Source organism: Aquibaculum sediminis (assembly GCF_040712085.1).
GTDB classification, from domain to species: domain Bacteria; phylum Pseudomonadota; class Alphaproteobacteria; order Kiloniellales; family DSM-21159; genus Aquibaculum; species Aquibaculum sediminis.
In genome coordinates this window covers 92,553-114,399 of the sequence record NZ_JBFCVK010000006.1, presented here as the reverse complement: position 1 = coordinate 114,399, position 21,847 = coordinate 92,553, and the positions used below count along the sequence as shown (strand labels likewise).

The window sequence follows — 21,847 nt, the reverse complement described above, 5'->3', positions numbered from 1 at the left end:
GGATTGCGCGCCGGACGGCCGTTAGCCGGGCTCGGCGGCCAATGCCACGCGGTTGCCCGGACGACGTTCGATCGAGCCGGCAAGCTCCATCTCCAGGAGCGCAAGGCTGACCGTCGGTCCGGAGAATTGGCACTGGCGAAGGAGTTCGTCAACCGATACCGCGGTGGGAGACAGCAGCTCGCGCAGCTCCCGGTGGGCTGAATCGGCTGCATTCTTGTCGGTTTCTTCGGGCTCGGGCAGCTCGAAGTCGACCGGCGGGGCTTCACGTAGCGGCGTGAGCGGGCCGGCCAGCGCCTGGAGCACATCGTCTGCAGTTTCCACCAGGGTGGCCCCCTGGCGCAGCAGGTCGTTGCAGCCGCGGGCGCGGGGATCGAGCGGAGATCCGGGCACGGCAAGGACCTCGCGACCCTGCTCGGCGGCCAGTCGGGCAGTGATCAAGGAGCCGGAGCGAGGTGCGGCCTCCACCACGAGGACGCCCCGGCTCAGTCCGGAGATGATGCGATTGCGCCGGGGGAAGTGCCGCGCCTGCGGCTCGGTTCCCGGGGCCAGCTCCGCCAGCAGCAGTCCCTGCTCGGCGATGGCCTGATGCAGCGCCTCGTTCTGCGGGGGATAAATGCAGTCGATGCCGCCGGCGAGGATGGCCGCGGTGCCGTCGTCGAGCGCACCTTCATGCGCGGCCGCATCGATGCCGCGTGCCAAACCGGATACGATCAGAAGCCCTTCAGCCGCCAGGTCCCGGGCAAGGTGCCGTGCCAGGCTGCGCCCGCTGCTCGAGGCATTGCGGGCCCCCACCACGGCCAGCGCCGGACGGTCCAGCAGATCGCGCCGGCCTTGCAGTGAAAGTGTCGGCGGTGCGTCGCTCACGGCGGCAAGCGGCGGCGGATAGTCGTTATCGCCGTAGATCAGGAGCTGCGCCCCGATCCCGGCCAGCCGCTCCACCTCTCGCGTTGCTGCCTCCCGGCTGCAGAGCTTCACCGGTCGCCGCCGGCCGCCACGCCGTGCCAGTTCGGGGAGTGCATCGAGCGCGGCGTCGGCGCTGCCATAGCGCTGCAGCAACTGCCGGAAGGTCACCGGGCCCACATTCTCCGTGCGCGCCAGTTGCAGGCGCGCCAGGCGTTCCGCCTCGGAGAGGCCGCATGCCGTTGTGATTGCCATAATGCAACTCTTAACCGAAAAAATTACTCGGTCAAGTCGCGTCGGGAGAGCGTGGACCGCCTACAGGTCGAGCGGGTTGGTCCAGCCACTTTCCTCGAGGAACCAGACAGCCTGCCACCTGCCGGCCTCGTTGCAGTTCAGCAGCAGGAAGTTGCGCTCGGCGGCATAGATTTTGCTTCGCCCCGGTAAGGGATAAAGCGAGATCGGGCGGCCCGGCAGCGGCGTTTCGCCGAAACTGGCCAGCAGCCCCAGTGCGCGCGCATAGGCTTTTGGCGGCGGCGGATGGGCGATGCCGGAGGCCACCAGCTGGTGCAGCGCGCCTTGCTCCAGACGCATCTCAGCCCGTGTCGCCAGATGGATCTCGCCCGAGAGGAGGGTGATGTGCTGTCGGCGCAGGTTGATCTGCTGCTCCAGAAAGGAGAGGAAACGGATCCATTCGCTGCGATGATGGCGGCTTTGCCACTGGTCGCGCAGATCGTCCTCGTACTCGCGCAGCTTGGGAACGAAACCGATGCAGGCCTCGACCCAGGAAAGCCGCGGTCCCAGGGCAGGGACGCTGGAAAGCATAAGAATGCGCCGACCGTCGGGCTCGGCTTCCAGGGCGTTGCGGAACCCCTGCCATCCGGGCGCGCCCATCACCTGATTGGGGCGCCGTTCAGAGCGCAGGTCGGGCGCAATGACCGTAAAATCCGGGTAGCGGAAAACCCACCCCAGGGAACCGCCACTGGGGTCGAGGGCGCCCGGCGGTTCGGCCTCGGGCCTCATGCCCAGCTGCAGCAGGCAATAGGCCCGCCTTGCCTCCTGGAAAATGCCGGCGCCCACGGGGCAGTCCAGCACCTCCTCGGGATGGCTGCCCCAGCCGTCGAAGATGTCGTGATCGTCCCAGATCATCAGCGAGGGCACCCGCGCCAGCAACCAGGCGGTGGGCGGCTGCGCGTAGACCTGGCAATAGCGCTCAATGTAGAACTCGAAGGCGGCCGCACGCATTTCGTCGGTGAAGTCCATGCCGAGCTGTTCGCGCCGGACCGCTTCCGTCCAGCGCTTGAGCGCCGTATGCGCCTCCCACACAGGGTCGGCGTAAAGCTGATCACCACCGTGCAGCATGAGATGGAAGGGCGCGACTTCGTGCTCTTCGCGCAGGCGATACCAGAGTGCGTTTCTCTCAGCCTCGGGGCGCAGCAGGTCGCCGTCCTCCTGCCCGTTGCAGGACACGAACGCCACCCGCGTTTGCGGCGAGTCCGCCACGGCCACGTCAAAGGTCTCGGATCCCAGCTGATAGTGCGATTGCTGCGGCGACAGTGCGAAATCGTAGCGCCAGATCGAGCGCTGCCGGGTGTCTGAGAGACGAACCGGCTCCACCGCGTGGCCGTTGGCAGTGGTCAGTGGCGGTGGAGCCTGATCGCGCTCGGTGATCAGCAGCGCGGCCAAGCGATGCCTGTCCTGGTCGAAGCCGCGGGCCAGCAGAATGGGACCGACGATTTCCTGCGTCATTCGGCAAGCCTTGTGCGGTGAAGGGGCGGGGGAACTTGAGCTAGGCCAGGAGAATTGGACTGGGAAAGCTTCGAAAGGAGGTGAGTGTTCATGCCGGCAAAATCAAAGGCTCAACAGAAGGCGGCCGGTGCGGCCCTGGCGGCGAAGCGGGGGGAACAAGACCCAAAGGACCTGCAAGGCGCTTCCAAAGAGATGTATGACTCTATGACCGAGAAAGAACTCGACGACATGGCGTCCGCCAAGCGCAAGGGCAAGCCGGAGCACGCGTCGAAAGAGTGACTTTTTCGGACAGAAACGGGTGCAGGGGAGGCAGCCTCAGGACGGCTGATCCGTCTTTCTTTGCCCGATGCGGGTCTCCTCGCCGCGCAGGAGCCGGCGGATGTTGTCGGCATGGCGCAGCCAGGCGAGCAGCGCCAGTATGCCTGCGAACTCCACCAACTGCAGATCGCCCAGCAGCCACCAGGCCAAGGCCGGGGCCGCAGCCAAAGAAAGCAGGGCGGCGAGCGAGGAGTAGCGCGTCACCGCGGCCACGAGCAGCCAGCCACCGCAGGTGGCCAAGCCCAGCGGCCAGGCGATGGCGAGCAGGGTGCCGAGCGTCGTGGCGACGCCCTTTCCCCCCTTGAAGCGCAGCCAGATCGGAAAGAGGTGACCCACCACGGCCGCCAGACCGGCGCTCAGGGCCATGTCTGGGCCCCAGCAGCCGGCGACCAGCACCGCCAGCGCCCCCTTGCCACCGTCGAGCAGCAGGGTGGCGGCCGCCAAATCCTTGCGGCCGGTGCGCAGGACGTTGGTGGCGCCGATGTTGCCCGAACCGATGCGCCGCAGATCGCCCGCGCCGCTGAGGCGGGTCAGCAGCAGCCCGAAGGGGATGGCGCCAAGCAGATAGCCGGCCACGGCGGCGGTCAGGAGATAGGGCCAGGAGAAGGCCCAGGAAATCGGGTCCGGCATCACGCGTCGCTTTGCAGCCTTTTGTTAAGATCGTGATGGCGCTTGCCGGCCCTCGGCGTCAAGGCGCTGCAGCGATTCTCCTCTGCTGTGGCGGCAGACGACTGTCAGTTCCGGACCATCACTTCGCGGATCGCGGCGCACGGGTCCGCTCCGGTGCGTGATTCGTTCAAGAGACGAACAGGAGGCGCCATCATTCCGTATATCTAGAAGCGACACAACCCTGACAAGTGTCGCGCCCATACGTATCGCCACTGTGTGTGGGCCAGGGGACTGTGCGGGCTCTCGATGCTGGTGAATGGGACTCCTGGCAGGCCTTGCCTGGACGTTGACAGGTCCAGCGCCCTCCGTTCTAACCCTTAGGGCCGTTTCCAGGAGGGGCGAGAGTGTTCGACAAGATACTGATTGCCAACCGAGGCGAGATCGCCTGCCGTATCATCAAGACCTGCCGCCGGCTCGGGATCAAGACGGTGGCGGTCTATTCCGACGCCGACGCCGAGACGCTGCATGTGCGCCAGGCCGACGAAGCCGTGCACATCGGAGGTGCAGCGGCCTCCGAGAGTTATCTGCAGGCTGATCGCATCATCGAGGCGGCAAAGCGCACCGGCGCCCAGGCCATCCACCCGGGCTTCGGCTTTCTGTCCGAGCGCGCCAGCTTCGTGGAAGCGGTGGAGGCGGCCGGACTGGTGTTCATCGGACCGCCGGCCAACGCCATCGCCGCCATGGGCGACAAGATCGAGTCCAAGCGCCTGGCCGACAAGGCGGGCGTCAACACCGTGCCCGGCTACATCGGCGAGATCGAGAACGCCGAGGACGCCGTGCGCATCGCCGAGGAGGTCGGCCTGCCGGTCATGATCAAGGCCTCGGCCGGCGGCGGCGGTAAGGGCATGCGCATCGCGCGCAGCGCCGAAGAGGTGCGCGACGGCTTCCGTTCCGCGCAGTACGAGGCGCGCGGCAGTTTCGGTGACGAACGGGTCTTCATCGAACGCTATGTGGAGCAGCCGCGCCATATCGAGATCCAGGTCCTGGCCGACGGGCAGGGGCGCTGCCTCTACCTCTGGGAGCGTGAATGCTCCATCCAGCGCCGGCATCAGAAAGTGGTGGAGGAAGCGCCTTCTCCTTTTCTCGACGAGGAAACGCGCAAGGCCATGGGCGAACAGGCCGTGGCCCTGTCGGAGGCTGTCGACTACCGCTCGGCGGGGACGGTAGAGTTCATCGTCGACCAGAACCGCAACTTCTTCTTCCTGGAGATGAACACCCGATTGCAGGTCGAGCATCCCGTGACCGAGATGATCACCGGCCTCGATCTGGTGGAGTGGATGATCCGGGTCGCAGCCGGTGAGCGTTTAAGCTTCGGCCAGGACGAGGTCCGACGCGACGGCTGGGCCGTGGAGACCCGAGTGTACGCGGAAGATCCGGCCCGCGGCTTTCTGCCCTCCATCGGCCGCTTGCGCCGCTATCAGGAGCCCAATGCGGAAGAGGGTGTGCGCGTGGACAGCGGTGTCGAGGAAGGCGCCGAGATCTCCATGTACTACGACCCCATGATTGCCAAGCTGGTGACCTGGGGCCCGGACCGTGAGGCGGCGATCGACCGCCATCGCGCGGCGCTGGACGCCTACTACGTCCGCGGTGTCGACCACAACATGGCCTTCCTCTCGGCAGTGATGGCGCACCCGCGCTTTCGCGAAGGCCGGCTTTCCACCGATTTCATCGGCGAGGAGTTTCCCGATGGCTTCACCGGCCGGGCGCTGTCGGAGGCCGAGCGCGACGAGCTCTCGGCGGTGGCGGCCTATCTGGAACTGCTGCGCCAGGCACGCGGGGAGCCCTTGAAGGCCCGTGAACTGGTGGTGGAGATGGACCGCGAGCAGAAGCTGCTTCGCGTCGAGCCCAGCGAGGGCGGCATCCTGGCACACAGTGGCGAGCGGGCCATCCGCGTCGAGGGCGACGACTGGTGGCCGGGGCAGCCGCTGCTGCGCTGCCGGGTCGATGGTCGCCCCATGACGCTGCAGGTGGATGCTCTGGGACCGCGGCTGCTCCTGCGTCACGATGGCACGATGGTCTCCGCCCTGGTCCTGCGTCGCTCGGTGGGAAAGCTGGCGGCGCTGATGCCGGTGAAGGAGCCGCCGGACCTCTCCAAGTTCGTGCTGTCTCCGATGCCGGGCCTGCTGGTCACCCTCAAAGTCGAGGTGGGCATGAGCGTGAAGGCCGGCGAGGAGGTGGCCGTGGTCGAGGCCATGAAGATGGAGAACGTGCTGCGCGCCCTGGCCGATGGCACGGTCAAGGATATCCACGCCCAGCCCGGCGACAGCCTCTCGGTGGACCAGAAGATCGTCGAGTTCGAGTAGTCGCGCGCGGGCCTGTCGTCTGCTGTGTCTTTTCCGGGACCGGCGCATCCGCTAAAGCCTGAGCAGTCGTCCACTGCGTGAGGCCCGAGTCGTGTCGATTGCGCCAAATCCATCGATTGCCCCGGCCGGGCGTTCCCAGCCGCCGGCCCGCGTGATCGTGCTCGGTAACGAGAAGGGCGGGTCGGGCAAGTCGACCACCGCGATGCACCTGGTCGTGGCCCTGCTGCGCACGGGGCGCAGCGTCGGCGTGATCGACCTCGACGCCCGCCAGGGCACGCTCTCGCGCTACGTGGAGAACCGGCGCAGCTTCTGTGAGCGCGAAGGTCTGTCGCTGCCGCAACCCGTACTGCGCAAGGTGGAGCGCTCTCAGGCCGCTGACCGCGACGGCGCCGAGGCCGAGGAGGCTGGGGCGCTCGAGCAGGCGCGCATGGACCTGGCGGACTGCGACTACCTGGTCATCGATACGCCCGGCTCGGACTCTCATCTCTCGCGCCTCGGGCACACGCTGGCCGATATCCTGATCAGCCCGATGAACGATTCCTTTGTCGATCTCGACCTCCTGGCCCGGATCGATCCCGACGGCCAGAAGATCCTCGGGCCCAGCGTCTACGCCCAGATGGTCTGGGAGCAGCGGCTGAGGCGCGCCAAGGCCGGTGGCCGGCCCATCGACTGGGTGGTGATGCGCAACCGTCTCTCGCACCTGGACGCCCGCAACAAGCAGCGTGTCGGCGCGCTGCTCACCCAACTGGCCAAGCGCATCAACTTCCGGCTTGCGCCCGGCTTCGGCGAGCGGGTGATTTTCCGCGAGCTCTTCCCCAAGGGGCTGACGCTGCTCGACTTGAAGGAGAGCGGGGAGGGCCTGACGATGAGCCACATCGCCGCCCGCCAGGAAGTGCGCGAGCTGCTGCGCGCCATCGGGTTGGGCAGCGAGGAAACCGGTGCCGAGGAGGCCTTTGCCCGGGCTGCGGTGCTCTGATCCGCTGACGTCCCTGGCCTTTCGTTACCGCCGCATCGGCTCAAGTCTGGCGCCCGGGCGCTGACGTGCCTACCTTAAGCCTTGTGATGAGCAGGGACAGCAAACTTCCAAACAAGACCGGGACGGCGCCGTCGCAGCCGGACCGCAGCAATGGGCAACGCAGCGAGGTGGATGCCTTTCTGCGTCAGGTCGCGGCCACGCCGCCACCGCCCAAGCAGGGCACCGGACGCGGACGCCTGATCTTCGCCCTGGACGCCACCGCCAGCCGCCAGCCCACCTGGGACCGGGCGATGAACACCCAGGCGGAGATGTTCGAGGCGGCGGCCGGGTTGGGCGGTCTCGATATCCAACTCCTCTTCTATCGCGGCTTCGGTGAGTGCAAGGCCAGCAAGTGGCACGCCGATGCGGGCGGCCTGCTGCGTGCCATGACGGCAGTGAACTGTCTTGCCGGGCGCACCCAGATCGCCCGAGTGCTGCGACATGCCGCCAAGGAAAGCCGCAAGCGGAAGGTCAACGCTTTGGTATTCGTCGGCGACAGTGTCGAGGAAAACGTCGACGAACTGGGTCATCTTGCCGGTGAACTTGGATTGCTGGGCGTGCCCTGCTTCCTGTTCCACGAAGGCAACGATCCCGCGGCGCGCCAGGCCTTTCAGCAGATTGCGCGCCTGAGCGGTGGAGCCTGCTGCCGCTTCGATGGGACCTCGGTGCAGGAACTGCGCGATCTGCTCGCCGCCGTGGCCGTTTTTGCCGCAGGGGGCAAGAAGGCGCTGGCCGATTTTTCGCAGCAGCGTGGCGGTGCCGCCTTGCAGCTGACCCACCAGCTGCGCTGACACAGGGACCGCGCGCCGATGCTCCCCTGGCTTCTGGTTGGCCTTGCGCTGCTTGTGGTCGTGGTTGGCGGACTGCGCTGGTTTGCCAATGCGCAGCCGGGAGAGGTCCTGCGGGCGCTGCGCTGGGTAGCCGCTGTGGCCGGTGGCGCTCTGCTGCTGCTGGTCGTCTTTGGTGCAGCACGCCAGCTTCTCGCTGTGGCACTGCCACTCCTGCTGCCGCTCCTGGCCCAGGCATTCGGACGCTTGCGCAGCTGGAGCCCGCCGTCCGGCAGTGACAGTGGGCAGGTCTCGGAGATCGTCACCCGCTTTCTGCGCATGCGCCTCGATCACGACAGCGGCGACATGGAGGGAACGGTGCTCGAAGGCCCCTTCCGCGGGCGTCACCTGTCTGAACTGACGGCGGCGGAACTCATGGCACTGCTGCGCGATTGCCGTGCCGAGGACGAGGAGTCGGCATCGGTGCTGGAAGCCTATCTGGACCGCACCCAGGGCGCGGACTGGCGCGGCTCAGGGGATGAAGAGACGACGGGCGACCAGAGAAGCCGCGGTTCCGGGGCTGCGATGGGCGGCGCAATGAGCGCGGATGAGGCGCGCGCCGTACTGGGCATTGGACCGGACGCCGACGAAGCTGCGATCAAGGCGGCGCACCGACGCTTGATGCAGCAGCTTCATCCCGATCTCGGCGGCAGCGACTATCTGGCCGCCAAGATCAACCAGGCCAAGCAGGTGCTTCTGGGTCGATGATGCGGCGGCCTGAAACCTTTCGCGGCCGCGCAGAGGCCTTGGTTGCTGCGCTCGCCGCTGGCGCCTATAGATAGATCGAATGCCGGCTAATTCGGGTCAAAGTGAACAGGGAACGAACATGAGCAAAGCCATCCGGAAGGCAGTCTTTCCCGTAGCGGGGCTGGGCACGAGGTTTCTCCCGGCCACCAAGTCGATGCCGAAGGAGATGCTGCCGGTCGTCGACAAGCCTCTGATCCAGTACGCACTGGAAGAGGCCAAGGCCGCCGGGATCGAGGAGTTCATCCTGGTCACCGGCCGCGGCAAGAGCGCGATGGAGGACCATTTCGACCACGCCTTCGAGTTGGAAGCCACGCTGGAGCAGCGCGGCAAGCAGGACGCGCTGGCGAGCCTTTCCGATACCGTGTTCGAGGCCGGGCAGATCGCCTACGTCCGCCAGCAGCAGCCCCTGGGCCTGGGGCACGCGGTCTGGTGCGCACGGCATCTCATCGGGGACGAGCCCTTCGCGGTCCTGCTGCCCGATGATCTGGTGTTGGCCCAGACCCCCTGCCTGGCGCAGATGGTGGAGGTGCATGGCAGCGTGGGCGGCAATGTTGTCGCCGTCATGGACGTACCCCGCGAGCACACCAAACGTTACGGCATCCTCGATGTCGTGGAGGACGACGGTCGGGTGGCCAAGGCCAAGGGACTGGTGGAAAAGCCGGACCCGACACAAGCGCCCTCGACCCTGTCCATCATCGGCCGCTACATCCTGGACCCACAGGTGCTGCGCGCGCTGGACCGCAAGGAGACGGGGGCGGGCGGCGAGATCCAACTCACCGATGCCATGGCTCGCACGATCACCGATGTGCCCTTCCATGGACTGCGGTTCGAGGGCACCCGCTTCGATTGCGGCAGCAAGGAAGGCTTCCTCGAAGCCAACGTGGCCTATGCACTCGCACGCGACGATCTGCGCGAAGCGATGCAGGGTATTCTGAAAACCTACGCGTGATTCGAGGAGGCTCCACGATGACAGCCCATACCTTCGACCCGACCCTGCTGCGCGAGTACGATGTGCGCGGGGTGGTTGGAACGACCCTGCACGAAGCCGACGCCCGGGCCTTGGGCCGCGCCGTGGGAACCACCGTTCGACGGCGTGGCGGGTCGCGCGTCGCCGTCTGCTATGACGGTCGCCTGTCCTCGCCGGACATGGAAGCGGCGGTGGTCGAGGGTCTGTCGGCTGCCGGCGTGACCGCCCTCAGGGTCGGGCTTGGGCCGACGCCGCAGCTTTATTTCGCGGTGCATCATCTGAATGCCGACGGCGGCATCATGATCACCGGCTCGCACAATCCGCCAGAGTACAACGGCTTCAAGCTGGTTTTGGGCAAGAAGGCGGTCTTCGGGGAGGATATCCAGGCCCTGGGGCGGATGGCAGCGGCCGGCGACTATGAAAGCGGTTCGGCCGAAGCTGAGAACCACGACATCTTCGAGGCCTATGTGGATCGTCTGGTGCAGGACTTCGATGGGCCGGAGAACCTGAAGATCGCCTGGGACGCCGGCAACGGTGCTGCCGGTCCGGCCATGCGCCGCCTGACCGAGCGCTTGCCGGGCGAGCATATCCTGCTGTTCGATGATGTGGACGGCACTTTCCCCAACCACCATCCCGACCCGACGGTGCCGCGCTACCTCGAAACCCTCAAGGAGACGGTGCTGCGCGAGGGCTGCGATCTGGGCATCGCTTTCGACGGCGACGGTGACCGCATCGGTGCGCTGGACGGGCAGGGGCGACCGCTCTGGGGCGACCAGATGATGCTGCTGCTGGCGCGCGATGTGCTCAAGGAACGCCCCGGCGCCACCATCATCGCCGACGTCAAGGCGAGCCAAATCCTCTTCGACGGCATCGCCGCGCTGGGCGGGACGCCCCTGATGTGGAAGACGGGGCATTCCCTGATCAAGGCCAAGATGCAGGAGGTCGACTCGCCCTTTGCCGGGGAGATGAGCGCCCACCTCTTCTTCGCCGACCACTTCTATGGCCATGATGACGGCCTCTACGCCGCGGTGCGCCTGATCAACGCCCTGGGCAGCTGGGGCAAGTCTTTGGCCGAATTCCGGGACAGCCTGCCGCAGGTGATGAACACGCCGGAGCTGCGCTTTCCCTGTCCCGAGGAGCGCAAGAAGCCGGTGATCGAGGAGGTGCGTGCGCGCCTGCAGGAGGCCGGTGCGGAGGTGGACGCCACCGATGGCGTGCGGGTGCGCGATGGCAGCGGCTGGTGGCTGCTGCGGGCCTCCAACACGCAGGATGTGCTGGTGGCACGCTGTGAAGCCCAGGACGAAGCGGCCCTGGAGCGGCTGCGCCGGACCCTCAACGAGCAGCTTGCCGCCAGTGGCATCGAGGCGCAGGAAAACTGACCCTCGATATCGGCGTCGAATCCCGACCCAGGCCATTGCGCCGCGTCACGGGATTCGCTAGGCATCGGCCCTTTGCAAATCTGGGGCTGGGCCGATGCAGTTCTTTTTCTACGGGACCCTTCTCGATCCCGAAGTGCGCGCGGCGGTCATGCCGCACATCGCCGAGTCGCTGGAGCTGCAGTCGGCGCGCCTGCGCGGCTATCGCCGGGTCCGCGCCCGGCATGGCACCTACCCGGTTCTGGTCTCCGATGCGCGCAGCCGGGTAGACGGGCTGTTGGTCTCTGGCTTGGACGCTCGCGCGCTCTACCGCATGGCCCACTTCGAGGGCGATCTCTACCTGCCGCAGCAGCGCAGGGTGCGTACAACCAATGGAGCGGCCGCCCAGGCCTGGATCTTCATGGCAGTGCATCCCGGGCTTGCGGCCCAGCGCAGCTGGAGCCTGCAGCGCTGGCGCATGCAGCACAAACGCCGGCTCCTGGCCGACACCAGCCGCTGGATGCGCGAGTTCGGTGTCGATAGCGGCCAGGCTCACGACATGAACTGGCCTTTCCGCCGCACGATCCGCGCGCTCGCAGCCGATCTGGAAGTGCGCGAAAACGCGCTTTCCTGGCAGGAGGCCGCCTGACTCCGGTGGTGCCGGTTTCACACAGGCGGAAAGCAAAACGCCCGCCATTTCAGGCGGGCGTTCTGTGGCTTTGCCGGTTGGTCGGGGAGAGAGGATTCGAACCTCCGGCCCCTACGTCCCGAACGTAGTGCTCTACCAGGCTGAGCTACTCCCCGGCAAAGCGGAGCGCGCCGCTGATGCGTGCGATCCGGGCGGCTGTATAGCCCCTCCCAGGGGGGCTTGCAACGATGAAGCGCAGCCACCGAACGATTGATTTCCGAGCCGCCTGTGCCTGGGGTCGGTCAGCCTTAATCCCGCACCACGATCACCGAGGCTTTGGCGTGGCGCACCACGCGGGCGGCGTTGGGGCCCAGGAGATAGTCCTCCAGTTCCGGGCGGTGCGAGGCCATCACGATGAGGTCGCATCCGGTCTGGCCCGCGTAGTGCAGGATCTCGCGGTAGATGGTCCCGTGGCCGACGATGTGCTGCACGGAGATATCGTCGGGGATCTTCTCCGAGACATAGGCGTGCAAAGCGCTGTTGGCCTGGGCCAAAGCGTCGCGCTCGTAGTTCTTGGGGAAGAAACCGGCCACCATGGACATGCCGAAGTCCGGCACGACCGAGATCACGTGCAACCTTGCGCCGAAAGAGCGTGCACAGGAGATGGCGGTGGCCACGGCCTTCTCCTGGGTCTCCGGGTTCGAGAGATCGACAGCCAGCAGTATGTCACGATACATGGCACCCTCCCTTGAAGCTCAGGCCTCGGCGCGGCGGCTGGAGCCGCTGGTCGTGCCGGCCCGACGTTTCTGCAGCAGATAGACCAGACCCAGCAGCAGCAAGGCGGGAATGAACATGAGCTCCTTCGGCGGCCGGTCGGGGTTGGGCACCAGAACCTGATTGATGTCCCAACCCATGCCGACGCCGTAGCGCCCGGCATCGCCACGCTCGATCACCTGGGTGATCGACACGGCATCGCCCATCGGCGCCACCATCAGGCCGGCATGCATCAGGCGCTGCTGTGCGTCGGCCCTGGGGCCGACGTTCAGCATCACCGTCTTTTCGATATCGTCGAAGCTCGCAGGATTGTAACCGGCCACGCGCAATCTCACGAAGCCGTTGTTGGGGATCTCCTCCACGATCTCGAAGATCTCGCTGGCTGGTCGTGCCACATAGTCCGGCTCGATCATGTCCATCCAGAATCCGGGCCGGAAGAGGGTGAAAGCGACCAGCAGCAGGGCGATGCTCTCGTAGATGCGGCTGCGGGTGTAGAAGAACCCCTGCGTGGCCGCCGCAAAGACCAGCATGGCGGCGAGTGCGCTGATCACAATGAGCGCGAGCTGGAACGGCCCTTCGATGCCGATCAGCAGAAGCTGATAGTTGAAAATGAAGATGAAGGGCAGGGCGACGGTGCGCAGGGAGTAGTGGAAGGCCTGCACGCCAGTTTGCAGGGGGTCGCCGCGCGAGATCGCGGCAGCGGCGAAGGAGGCCAGGCCCACCGGAGGTGTCACATCGGCCATGATGCCGAAGTAGAAGACGAAGAGGTGAACGGCGATCAGCGGGACCACCAGCCCCTGCTGGGAACCCAACTCGGCGATCACCGGCGCCATCAGCGAGGCGACGATGATGTAGTTGGCCGTCGTCGGCAGGCCCAGGCCGAGCACCAGACTGAGCATGGCGGTGAGCACCAGGATCAAGATGAGATTGCCGCCGGAGACCTGCTCAATCACCTGGGTGAGCACTTGCCCCACGCCCGTCTGGGCCACCACGCCCACGATGATGCCCGCCGCCGCCGTGGCCACGCCGATGCCGACCATGTTGCGGGCGCCGGTGACCAGCCCGTCGATGAGGTCGCGAAAACCCTGCACCAGCGCCGCGCCGAGGTTGCTTTCATGCTTGCGGAAGAGGGTCAGCAGCGGCCGCTGGGTCAGCATGATGAAGATCATGAAGACCACGGCGTAGAAGGCCGAGAGCCCCGGCGACAGCCGCTCGACGATCAGGCACCAGATGAGAATGACCACCGGCAGGATGTAGTAGAGGCCGCTCTTGACCGTAGGCGCCACCTCGGGGAGATGCAGCACCGGGGCGTCGGGATCGTCCAGCTTCAGCGCGGGAACCCGGGCGGCGTACCATACCAGGCCGACGTAGGCGACCACGACACCCATGCCGACGAACCAGGTGGCCGCTTCGCCGAAGACATCCCGGGTCCAGCCGATGCCGTAATAGACCAGCCCGGCCAGGATGATGATGCTGCTGACCGTGATGCCGAAGTTGATCAGGCTCTGATAGATCGGCTTCGGATTGGGCCGCTCCATCCCCTGCATGTTCGCCTTCAGCGCCTCCAGGTGCACGATGTAAAGCAGGGCGATGTAGGAAATGATCGCCGGCAGGAAGGCGTGCTTGATGACGTCGACGTAGGGAATGCCGACGTACTCCACCATCAGGAAGGCGGCCGCGCCCATCACCGGGGGCATGATCTGGCCGTTGACCGAACTGGCCACCTCCACGGCACCGGCCTTCTCCGAAGAGAAGCCGACCCGCTTCATCAAGGGAATGGTGAAGGTGCCGGTGGTGACGGTGTTGGCGATGGAGGAGCCGGAAATGAGACCCGTGAGGCCCGATGCCACCACGGCAGCCTTGGCCGGCCCGCCGCGCAGATGGCCGAGCAGGGCGAAGGCCACCTGGATGAAGTAGTTGCCCGCGCCGGCACGATCGAGCATCGAGCCGAACAGCACGAAGAGGAACACGAAGGAGGTGGAAACCCCCAGCGCGATGCCGAAGACGCCCTCGGCGGTCAACCACTGCTGCGACATGACGCGCGAGAAGGAGGCGCCGCGGTGCGCGATCAGGTCGGGCATGTAGGGCCCGGCGAAGGTGTAGAAGAGGAAGATCGAGGCGATGATGGTCAGCGCCGGGCCGAGGGCGCGCCGGGTCGCTTCCAGCAGCAGCACCATGCCCATGCCGGCGATCATGAGATCGGCCGGGATCGGGGCGCCGGGGCGCATCGCCAGCCCTTCATAGAATACGAAAAGATAGCCGGCACTGACCGCCCCGCCGAAAGCCATCAGCCAGTCGAGCTTGGGGATGCGATTGAGCGGTGTCGGGCGGCTGGCGGACCAGGCGACCACGAAGGCCGTGGCCGCGGACAGGCCGAAGATCATCAGGCCATTGGTGTTGCCGGCCAGGGCCTGCTGCATGGCGGCATAGGCGGCCCCCAGGCCGCCGAGCGCGAAGATGACGCCGAAGATGGGAAAGCGCTTGCCGCTGGCGACGATCCCGGGGAAGGCCGTGAAAGCCAGGAAGAGCGCAAAGGACAGGTGGATGGCCCGGGCGTGGGTGTCGTTGAAGATCAGGAAGCCCAGCATGAAGGGCAGCGGCGAAGCGTACCAGAGCTGGAACAGCGACCAGCACAGCGCCACGGCGTAGAGCAGGCGTGCCTGGAAGCCTGTGGGGGAGCGGGCACCGGTATCGGCCGTCGCGACCAGATCTTCCGCGCTTCTCTCTGACTCGTCTCCGCGCCGCTGCTCGCTCATGAGCCTTGCCCCCGTTCAGAACGTCCAGGTGATCTTTCTTGTTTTGTGGCCCGCAGGCAGGAGCGGGACAGCGCCCGGATGGCGCTGTCCCGCCGTCCGATCAGAGCAGACCGGCTTCCTCGAAGTAACGGGTCGCGCCCTCGTGCATCGGGGCGGAGTTACCCTGGGAGATCATCGATTCCTTCTCCAGCACGGCGAAGGCCGGGTGCAGCTCCGTGAAGGAGTCGAAGTTCTCGAAGACCGCCTTCACCACCTCATAGACCACGTCGGCCGAGGTGCGGGTGGAGGATACGAAGGTGGCGCCCACGCCGTAGGTGTGGATGTCTTCCTCGTTGTTGTAGGTGCCCGCCGGAATGGTCGCGGAGAAGTAGTAGGGGTTGTCCTCGACCAGTTCGTCGACCTCGTCACCCTCAAGAGAGAGGAGCTGCGCGCCGCAGGTGGCGACCGGCTCGGCAATTGAGCCGGAGGGGTGGCCGACGGTGAAGAGGAAGGCGTCGACCCGATTGTCGCACAGGGCCTGAGACTGCTCACGCGAGGGCAACTCGGAGGCTAGTTCGAAGTCGTCCGTGGTCCAGCCGAGCTTCTCCATCAGGATCTCGACCGCCGCGCGCTGACCCGAGCCCGGGTTGCCGATGTTGACGCGCTTGCCCTTGAGGTCTTCCAGGCTCTCGATGCCGGCGTCGGCACGCACGACCGCAGTGAGCGGCTCGGGGTGCAGGGAGAAGAGCGAGCGGAGTTCCTCGTCCTCGCCGGCATCGGCGAAGTTCTCGAGGCCGTGCATGGCGTTATACTGCACGTCCGACTGGACGATGCCCATGTCGAGCTCACCCTGGCGGATCGTGTTGACGTTGAACACGGAACCGCCGGTGCTCTCGGCCGAGCAGCGAATGCCATGCTCGGCGCGACCCTGGTTGACCAGGCGGCAGATGGCGCCGCCCGCCGGATAGTACACGCCGGTGACGCCACCGGTGCCGATGGTCACGAACTGCTGCTGCGCCTGCGCGTCGCCGGCGCCGAGCAGGCCGTAGGCGCCTGCGGCGAGGGCCGTAGCTGCGGCCGTGAGTGCGATCCTCTTCATCTCGTCATCCTTCCGTATCTTTGACTTTGGGGCAGGGTGCGCCGTCGCGATTTCGCCACTTCGTCGGGAGCAGCGCCGCTGGAAGATTCGCAGATTCCGGCCCTATGGCCGATTTCGATCCTGGAAGGACTCCCATGCCGGGGTCGCAGCCCGAACGGCACCCTGTTCACGGCTTGCTCCTTTGCCGTTTGTCGAGAAACTAAAGCATCCTTCGTCTCGGGAAGGCTACTCCAATTTCTCCTGCCCAGGGTTTAGCAGAAATTGGCGAGTCGTGCGCTATCTTTGCGTGCCACGATCGCGCCGGCTCAGTCTGGCAGTTGCCGGAGCTCTCTGGCCGTGCCGATCGGCCGCCCGAAATGCGCGGCGCCCTGGGCGACGCTGGCCACCAGGGCGGCGTTGTCCGGTGCAACCTGCCCATCCGGCAGGAAGAGGTTGTTCTCGAATCCGACCCGTGCGTGGCCGCCCAGCGCTGCGGCGGTCAGGGCGCAGGCTGCCTCCTTCGGCCCGAAGGCGCAGACCGCCCATGGGTGGTCGCTTTGATTGGCCTGGATGAAGGGCAGCAGCTCATGCGGTTCCGAGGTTTGATCCTTGGCGTAGCGCCCCAGGACGAAGAGCAGGAGCTGTCGCCCGGCCGGCAGGACACCGCGCGCCACCAAAGCCTCGAAGCGTTCTACGTCTTCCGGGCTGTAGAGGATGAACTGTGCCTGGATGCCGGCTTCTCGCACCCAGGCGAAGAAGGCCTTGGCTTCCGCTTCGGATGCCGCATCGGGAATCAGCTCGCGCACCGCAAAGCTCGCCGCTTCGGGTTCGAGCGCGCGGATGCAGTCCATCTGCTCGTCTGGTGTGTAGCGGCCAACCGCCTCGGTGGTGACCTGAATGACGATCGAATCGTCGCAGCTTTCCCGCACGGCCGCCATCGCTTCCCGATAGCGGCCCACATCGAGGCTGTGCGCGCCCGTCTCGTCGCGCACATGCAGGTGGATCATGGCCGCGCCGGCGTCGACGCAGGATCGGGCCGTCGCAGCCAGCTCTTCCGGCGTGATCGGCAGGGCCGGATGGTCTGCCTTGGTCTTGCGGGCCCCGTTGGGGGCGACAGCGAGGAACAGCGGATCCCAGGCAGCCTTGCTCATGGCTCTCGTACCTCGGCGAGGGAGCCGTCGATGGCGCGGCCGAGCTTGTCGACGATCTCCGCCACCTGCTCCTCCTCGATGATATAGGGCGGCGCCAGCAGGACATGGTCACCGGCGCGGCCGTCCACGGTCCCGCCGCCCGGATAGCACATCAAGCCCTCCTGCATGGCGTTGCGCTTGATGCGCGCATGCAGCTTCAGGGCCGGATCGAAGGGCAGCTTGCTGGCCCTGTCGGCCACCAGTTCCACACCCAGGAAGAGCCCGCGACCGCGGATGTCGCCGATGTTGGGATGGTTGCCGAAGCGCTCAATCAGCGCGGCCGTGAGCGCGCCGCCGCGCTGGCCCACCTGGTCCAGAAGCGATTCGCGCTCGATGGCCTGCTGCACGGCCAGGGCACCGGCGCAGGCGGTGGCATGGCCGATGTAGGTAAAGCCGTGCTGGAAGGCGCCGCTGCCGCCCACGATGGTGTCGTGGATCTTGCCTGAAATCAGGCAGGCGCCGATGGGCTGGTAGCCGGCGCCGAGACCCTTGGCGCAGGTCAACAGGTCCGGGGCGATGCCTTCCTGGTCGCAAGCGAAGAGCGTGCCCGTCCGGCCCATGCCGCTCATCACCTCGTCGAGGATCAGCAGGATGCCGTACTGGTCGCAGATCTCGCGCACGCGCTTGAAGTAGCCCGGCACCGCCGGCACCGCCCCCAGTGTCGCGCCCACCACCGTTTCCGCGACGAAGCCAATCACCGTGTCCGGGCCCAGCTGCTGCAGCATGGCTTCCAGCTCGTTCGCCACCCGCAGGCCATAGGCCTCCTCGCTCTCCGCATCCTGGCGCTCGCGATAGGCGTAGCAGGGCGCGATGTGGTGCGCTGGCATAAGGATCGGTTCGTAGACGGCCCGGCGCCCAGGATTGCCGCCGATGGAAAGCGCTCCCAGGGTGTTGCCGTGGTAGCTCTGCCGGCGAGAGATGAACCAGCGGCGCTGGGTCTCGCCCTTCTCATGGAAGTACTGGCGCGCCAGTTTCAGGGCCGTTTCGTTGGCTTCCGAGCCGCCGGAGAGGAAGTAGACCTTCTCGAGGCCCTCAGGGGCACGCGCTATCAGGTGCTCGGCCAGTTGCTCGGAGGGCTCGTTGGTGAAGAAGCCCGTGTGGGCATAGGGCAGGCGGTCGAGCTGAGCCTTGATCGCCTCGATCACCGGCTTGTAGCTGTGCCCCAGGCAGGAGACCGCGGCGCCGCCCGAGGCGTCCAGGTAGCGCTTGCCTTCCGCGTCGATGATGTGGGGGCCAGAACCGGCAACGGCGGTGGGCAGGGTCTGCTTCGGGTCGCGATGAAGGATGCGTGTCATGCTGCTGTCCTGTTGACCGCTCTACTGCGAGAACGGCGCGGGGGAGCGTAGGTGGAGCGCGCCGAGCCCTACTTCAGTGCCGGGGCCAGCCGCTCCATGGCCTGGGCGATGCGCGCAGGCGAAGAGGCGAAGCACAGGCGCAGATAGCCTTCCCCGGCCGCGCCGAAGGCCGAGCCTGGCGCAAGCCCGACGCCACAGTCGAGCACAAGCTGCTTGGCGAAGGCCAGGCTGTCGGTCACGCCCTCGACACCGAAAAAAGCATAGAAGGCCGCCTGGGGCTTGGCGATGGTCACCCGTGGACATTGCGACAGCGCCTCGAAGACAATCTCGCCACCCTGGCGGCAGCGGTCCACCATCTCCTTGACGAAGGGCTCACCCTCGCGGATTGCGGCGACCGCCCCGTCCTGCAGGAAATGCTGGGCGCCGGAACTGGAGTATTCGATCAGCTTGCCGAAGGTCTCGGCCATGGAGGGCGGATGCAGCAGCCAGCCCAGCCGCCAGCCCGTCATCGCCCAGGCCTTGGAGAAGGAGTGGACGCAGATCAGCGCGTCCTCCGGATCGGCAATGCTGGCGAAGGAGGGGGCCAGCGGCCGGTCATAGGTGAAGCGGTGATAGACCTCGTCGGCGATGATCCAGAGACCCTTCTCCCGCGCCAGGGCCAGGACCTCCTGTTGCTGTTCGCGCTCCATCATCCAGCCGGTGGGATTGCCGGGTGAGGCGATGAAGAGCGCGCGGGTGCGCGGGCCGATGGCCGCCTTGATCCGATCGAGGTCGAGCAGGAAGCCTCCGTCCGAGCGGGGCGTCAGCGCGACCTCCACCGGACGGCCGCCGGCGATGCTCACGGCTGCCATGGCATTGGGCCAGATGGGCGAGACCAGAATCACCTCATCCTCCGGCTCCAAGATCGCCTGGAACACCAGCGCCAGCGCCGACATGCCCGAGGAGGTGACGGAAATGCGCTCCTGATCCGGGGCGATGCCCAGGTGCTTCGCATGGTAGTCGGCAAGGGCCGCGCGCAGGGGCGGAATGCCACGCTTATGGGTGTAGTAGGTGTTGCCGGCGCGCAGCGAGGCGATGGCCGGCTCGCAAATGAAGTCGGGCGTCGGGACGTCGCCTTCCCCGACCCAGAGTCCGATCACGTCGTTACGCTGAAAGCCCATCTCCCAGACCTGTTGGATGCCCGAAACTGGAAGCTCCGCCACCTGCGCGCGAATCGGCAATGGCGTCGAGTGGGAGGCAGGTCGAGCTTGGACTTTGCTGACAGACATGGATTGGACCTTCTGGACGCTGGCTGGAAGCAGGGATTGTGACTTTACCTGCCAGAAGCAACGCCGTCCTGGCAAGCAGCGCCTCCTCCGTGCAGAGCAGCTCTGCCCTTTCTTGGTCACAAGCTGTGGGCGTGAATCCCAGGAATGTCACACCTCTCCTCTCATGCTTCGACTAAAGTGTGTTTCGAGGCCATGGCGTAAGGCCATGGCTCGATCGTCCGGCGGCGGCAGACGGGTATGCCCATCCCCCATCCCCCCGTGTATCCGTCTTGTCGCCGCCGCGACGACTGGCAGCAGACTCTCCTCCTCTCGTTGCAGCGACAGGCCCCAGGACACTCCCCCTGGTAGGCCTGTCGGCTGCTGTGCGCCTCATCGGCTTCTGTCTTGTCTGGATGGGGCCGATTGATCTCGCCTTGCCGCGCAATTGGTTGCATTATTCTTGCTGATTCCGGTCGAAACGACCGGACCATTGGCTAAGAGAGTTTCACCATGCTGCGCCGCGCGTCCACCGCGCCACTCTTCACCCTCACTTTGGAACGAGGCGCCAAGGCCCCGCCGCTTTACCGCCAGGTCTATGATCAGGTGCGGTTGGCCGTGCTGGAGGGGCGTCTGCCGCCGGGCACGCGCCTGCCATCGAGTCGGATTCTGGCCGACGAGCTGCGCTGCTCGCGCAACACCGTGGTGGGCGCCTTCGAACAGCTCCTGGCCGAGGGCTATCTCGAAGGGCATGTGGGCTCAGGCACCTATGTGTCCCGGGTCCTGCCTGATGAACTGCTTGCCGTTCGTCCGGATCGCCCGGCCGCAACCAAGCCGACGGAGAGCGCGCCGCCGACACTGGGCAAGCGCGGCCATCGTCTGGCACGTCTGGAGCCGCCCGGCGCACCGGCGCGGCGCGGCGACGGCCGGCGCGCTTTCGTGCCCGGCATGCCGGAGACGGCTTTCTTCCCCTTCTCAGTCTGGGGGCGCCTGGTGGGGCGCTTCTGGCGGGTGCCGCCGCGCGAACTGCTGCGCCCCGGGGAGCCGGGCGGTTTCCGCCCGCTGCGCGAAGCCATTGCTGCCTATCTTCGGGCCGTGCGTGCCCTGCCGGTGGAGCCCGAGCAGGTCTTTGTCACCTCAGGCGCTCAGCAGGCGCTCGATCTGGTGGCGCGGCTGCTGCTCGATCCCGGTGAACGGGTGTGGATCGAGGACCCCGGCTATGCCGGCTTGCGCGGCCCGCTCCTGGCGGCTGGCGCCGAAGTGGTGCCCTTGCCGGTGGACCAGGAGGGGATCGTGGTTACCGAGGGGCAGCGGCGGGCGCCCGATGCGCGCATGGCGGTGGTCACCCCGGCGAGACAGTACCCGTTGGGGCTGGCCATGACCCTGGCGCGGCGGCTGGAGCTTCTGTCCTGGGCACAGCAGGTCTCGGCCTGGGTGGTGGAGGACGACTACGACAGCGAGTACCGCTACGCGGGACGGCCCTTGGCGCCGCTGCAGTCCCTGGATGAGGGCGCTGGGCGGGTGGTCTATATCGGCAGCCTGTCCAAGGTGCTCTTTCCCTCGATCCGGCTGGGCTATCTCGTGGTGCCGCCGGCGCTGGTCGAGCCGGTCACCCGGGCGCGCGCCGTGCTGGAGGACTATCCCGCCCTGGCGCTGCAGCCTGCCCTGGCGGCCTTCATACAGGAGGGGCACTTCGCCGCGCACCTGCGGCGCATGCGCGCGCTCTACCAGGGCCGGCAGGATGCGATGCTGGAGGCGGCGCAACGCCACCTTGGCGGCATGGTGCAGCTCTCCGGCAGCGAGGCGGGGCTGCATCTGCTGGCCCGCCTGCAGCGCCCGATCACCGATCACCAGGCCAGTGCCGCGGCATCGGCAGAAGGCCTGATCGCGCCGCCGCTTTCCGCCTACTTCTACGACGGGCCGCCGGGCGGCAGCAGCGATGCCTTGCTGCTCGGCTTTTCCGCCGTGCCCGAAGAGGTGATGGATGGTCAGGTGGCGAAGCTGGCGCAGGCCCTGGAACGCGCCGAACGCTCTGCCCGCGCATAGCAGGACGGTT

Annotated in this window: 18 protein-coding genes and 1 tRNA gene; 9 read left to right on the top strand and 10 right to left on the bottom strand. The window is 66.6% G+C overall.

The genetic code is table 11. From position 1 onward, the window contains the following. Positions 1-21 precede the first annotated feature (21 nt). Positions 22-1,155: a DNA-processing protein DprA gene (gene dprA, locus ABZ720_RS11030; RefSeq protein WP_366555578.1), complete on the bottom strand. Its 1,134-nt coding sequence runs from the start codon at positions 1,153-1,155 to the stop codon at positions 22-24. 60 nt (positions 1,156-1,215) lie between these two features. Beyond that, the gene (locus ABZ720_RS11025) at positions 1,216-2,646 is read right to left on the bottom strand and encodes an alkaline phosphatase D family protein (protein ID WP_366555577.1); all 1,431 of its coding nucleotides are present in this window, start codon (positions 2,644-2,646) and stop codon (positions 1,216-1,218) included. A 90-nt stretch (positions 2,647-2,736) separates the two neighbouring features. Between ABZ720_RS11025 and ABZ720_RS11020 the strand changes: the two genes are divergently transcribed. Beyond that, positions 2,737-2,925, top strand: a complete 189-nt coding sequence (locus ABZ720_RS11020) for a DUF3008 family protein (RefSeq protein WP_366555576.1) — start codon at positions 2,737-2,739, stop codon at positions 2,923-2,925. 36 nt (positions 2,926-2,961) lie between these two features. Here the strand turns inward: ABZ720_RS11020 and plsY are convergent, their stop codons facing one another. After that, entirely contained in the window at positions 2,962-3,594 is a 633-nt protein-coding gene (gene plsY, locus ABZ720_RS11015) for a glycerol-3-phosphate 1-O-acyltransferase PlsY (RefSeq protein WP_366555575.1), read from the bottom strand. 383 nt (positions 3,595-3,977) lie between these two features. On the opposite strand from plsY, the gene ABZ720_RS11010 reads away from it, so the two are divergent. From ABZ720_RS11010 to ABZ720_RS10980, 7 genes are all read left to right on the top strand, one after another. Next, positions 3,978-5,936 (top strand): acetyl-CoA carboxylase biotin carboxylase subunit, encoded by a 1,959-nt coding sequence (locus ABZ720_RS11010; RefSeq protein WP_366555574.1) that lies wholly within the window; start codon positions 3,978-3,980, stop codon positions 5,934-5,936. Positions 5,937-6,027: 91 nt separating this feature from the next. Continuing rightward, positions 6,028-6,912 (top strand): division plane positioning ATPase MipZ, encoded by an 885-nt coding sequence (locus ABZ720_RS11005; protein ID WP_366555573.1) that lies wholly within the window; start codon positions 6,028-6,030, stop codon positions 6,910-6,912. Between the two features lie 86 nt (positions 6,913-6,998). After that, positions 6,999-7,742 carry a VWA domain-containing protein gene (locus ABZ720_RS11000; protein ID WP_366555572.1) on the top strand — a complete coding sequence of 248 codons (744 nt, stop codon included), beginning with the start codon at positions 6,999-7,001 and terminating at the stop codon, positions 7,740-7,742. Between the two features lie 18 nt (positions 7,743-7,760). Further along, positions 7,761-8,486: a DnaJ domain-containing protein gene (locus ABZ720_RS10995; RefSeq protein ID WP_366555571.1), complete on the top strand. Its 726-nt coding sequence runs from the start codon at positions 7,761-7,763 to the stop codon at positions 8,484-8,486. Positions 8,487-8,604: 118 nt separating this feature from the next. Further along, positions 8,605-9,474 (top strand): UTP--glucose-1-phosphate uridylyltransferase GalU, encoded by an 870-nt coding sequence (gene galU / locus ABZ720_RS10990; RefSeq protein ID WP_366555570.1) that lies wholly within the window; start codon positions 8,605-8,607, stop codon positions 9,472-9,474. 17 nt (positions 9,475-9,491) lie between these two features. Further along, the gene (gene pgmG, locus ABZ720_RS10985; protein WP_366555569.1) at positions 9,492-10,871 is read left to right on the top strand and encodes a phosphoglucomutase/phosphomannomutase PgmG; all 1,380 of its coding nucleotides are present in this window, start codon (positions 9,492-9,494) and stop codon (positions 10,869-10,871) included. A 94-nt stretch (positions 10,872-10,965) separates the two neighbouring features. Next, positions 10,966-11,496 (top strand): gamma-glutamylcyclotransferase family protein, encoded by a 531-nt coding sequence (locus tag ABZ720_RS10980; protein ID WP_366555568.1) that lies wholly within the window; start codon positions 10,966-10,968, stop codon positions 11,494-11,496. A gap of 78 nt (positions 11,497-11,574) precedes the next feature. On the opposite strand, the gene ABZ720_RS10975 is transcribed toward ABZ720_RS10980, so the two are convergent. The 7 genes from ABZ720_RS10975 to ABZ720_RS10945 all read right to left on the bottom strand — a co-directional run bounded on the left by ABZ720_RS10975 (position 11,575) and on the right by ABZ720_RS10945 (position 19,815). Beyond that, a tRNA-Pro gene (locus tag ABZ720_RS10975) sits at positions 11,575-11,651 on the bottom strand. A gap of 132 nt (positions 11,652-11,783) precedes the next feature. Beyond that, positions 11,784-12,212, bottom strand: coding sequence for a universal stress protein (locus ABZ720_RS10970; protein ID WP_366555567.1), 429 nt, complete (start codon positions 12,210-12,212; stop codon positions 11,784-11,786). Between the two features lie 18 nt (positions 12,213-12,230). Continuing rightward, the gene (locus ABZ720_RS10965) at positions 12,231-15,005 is read right to left on the bottom strand and encodes a TRAP transporter permease (protein ID WP_366555566.1); all 2,775 of its coding nucleotides are present in this window, start codon (positions 15,003-15,005) and stop codon (positions 12,231-12,233) included. Positions 15,006-15,105: 100 nt separating this feature from the next. Next, positions 15,106-16,083 (bottom strand): TAXI family TRAP transporter solute-binding subunit, encoded by a 978-nt coding sequence (locus ABZ720_RS10960; RefSeq protein ID WP_366555565.1) that lies wholly within the window; start codon positions 16,081-16,083, stop codon positions 15,106-15,108. A 305-nt stretch (positions 16,084-16,388) separates the two neighbouring features. Next, a complete protein-coding gene (locus ABZ720_RS10955) occupies positions 16,389-17,213 on the bottom strand; it encodes a beta-keto acid cleavage family enzyme (protein ID WP_366555564.1) in 825 nt (274 codons plus the stop codon). Beyond that, positions 17,210-18,547 carry an aspartate aminotransferase family protein gene (locus ABZ720_RS10950; protein WP_366555563.1) on the bottom strand — a complete coding sequence of 446 codons (1,338 nt, stop codon included), beginning with the start codon at positions 18,545-18,547 and terminating at the stop codon, positions 17,210-17,212. The genes ABZ720_RS10955 and ABZ720_RS10950 overlap by 4 nt, the downstream gene beginning before the upstream one ends. 68 nt (positions 18,548-18,615) lie before the next feature. Beyond that, a complete protein-coding gene (locus tag ABZ720_RS10945) occupies positions 18,616-19,815 on the bottom strand; it encodes a pyridoxal phosphate-dependent aminotransferase (RefSeq protein WP_366555562.1) in 1,200 nt (399 codons plus the stop codon). A gap of 489 nt (positions 19,816-20,304) precedes the next feature. Here ABZ720_RS10945 and pdxR point away from each other — a divergent pair, with 489 nt between their 5' ends. Then, a complete protein-coding gene (pdxR, locus tag ABZ720_RS10940) occupies positions 20,305-21,837 on the top strand; it encodes a MocR-like pyridoxine biosynthesis transcription factor PdxR (protein ID WP_366555561.1) in 1,533 nt (510 codons plus the stop codon). Positions 21,838-21,847 lie beyond the last annotated feature (10 nt).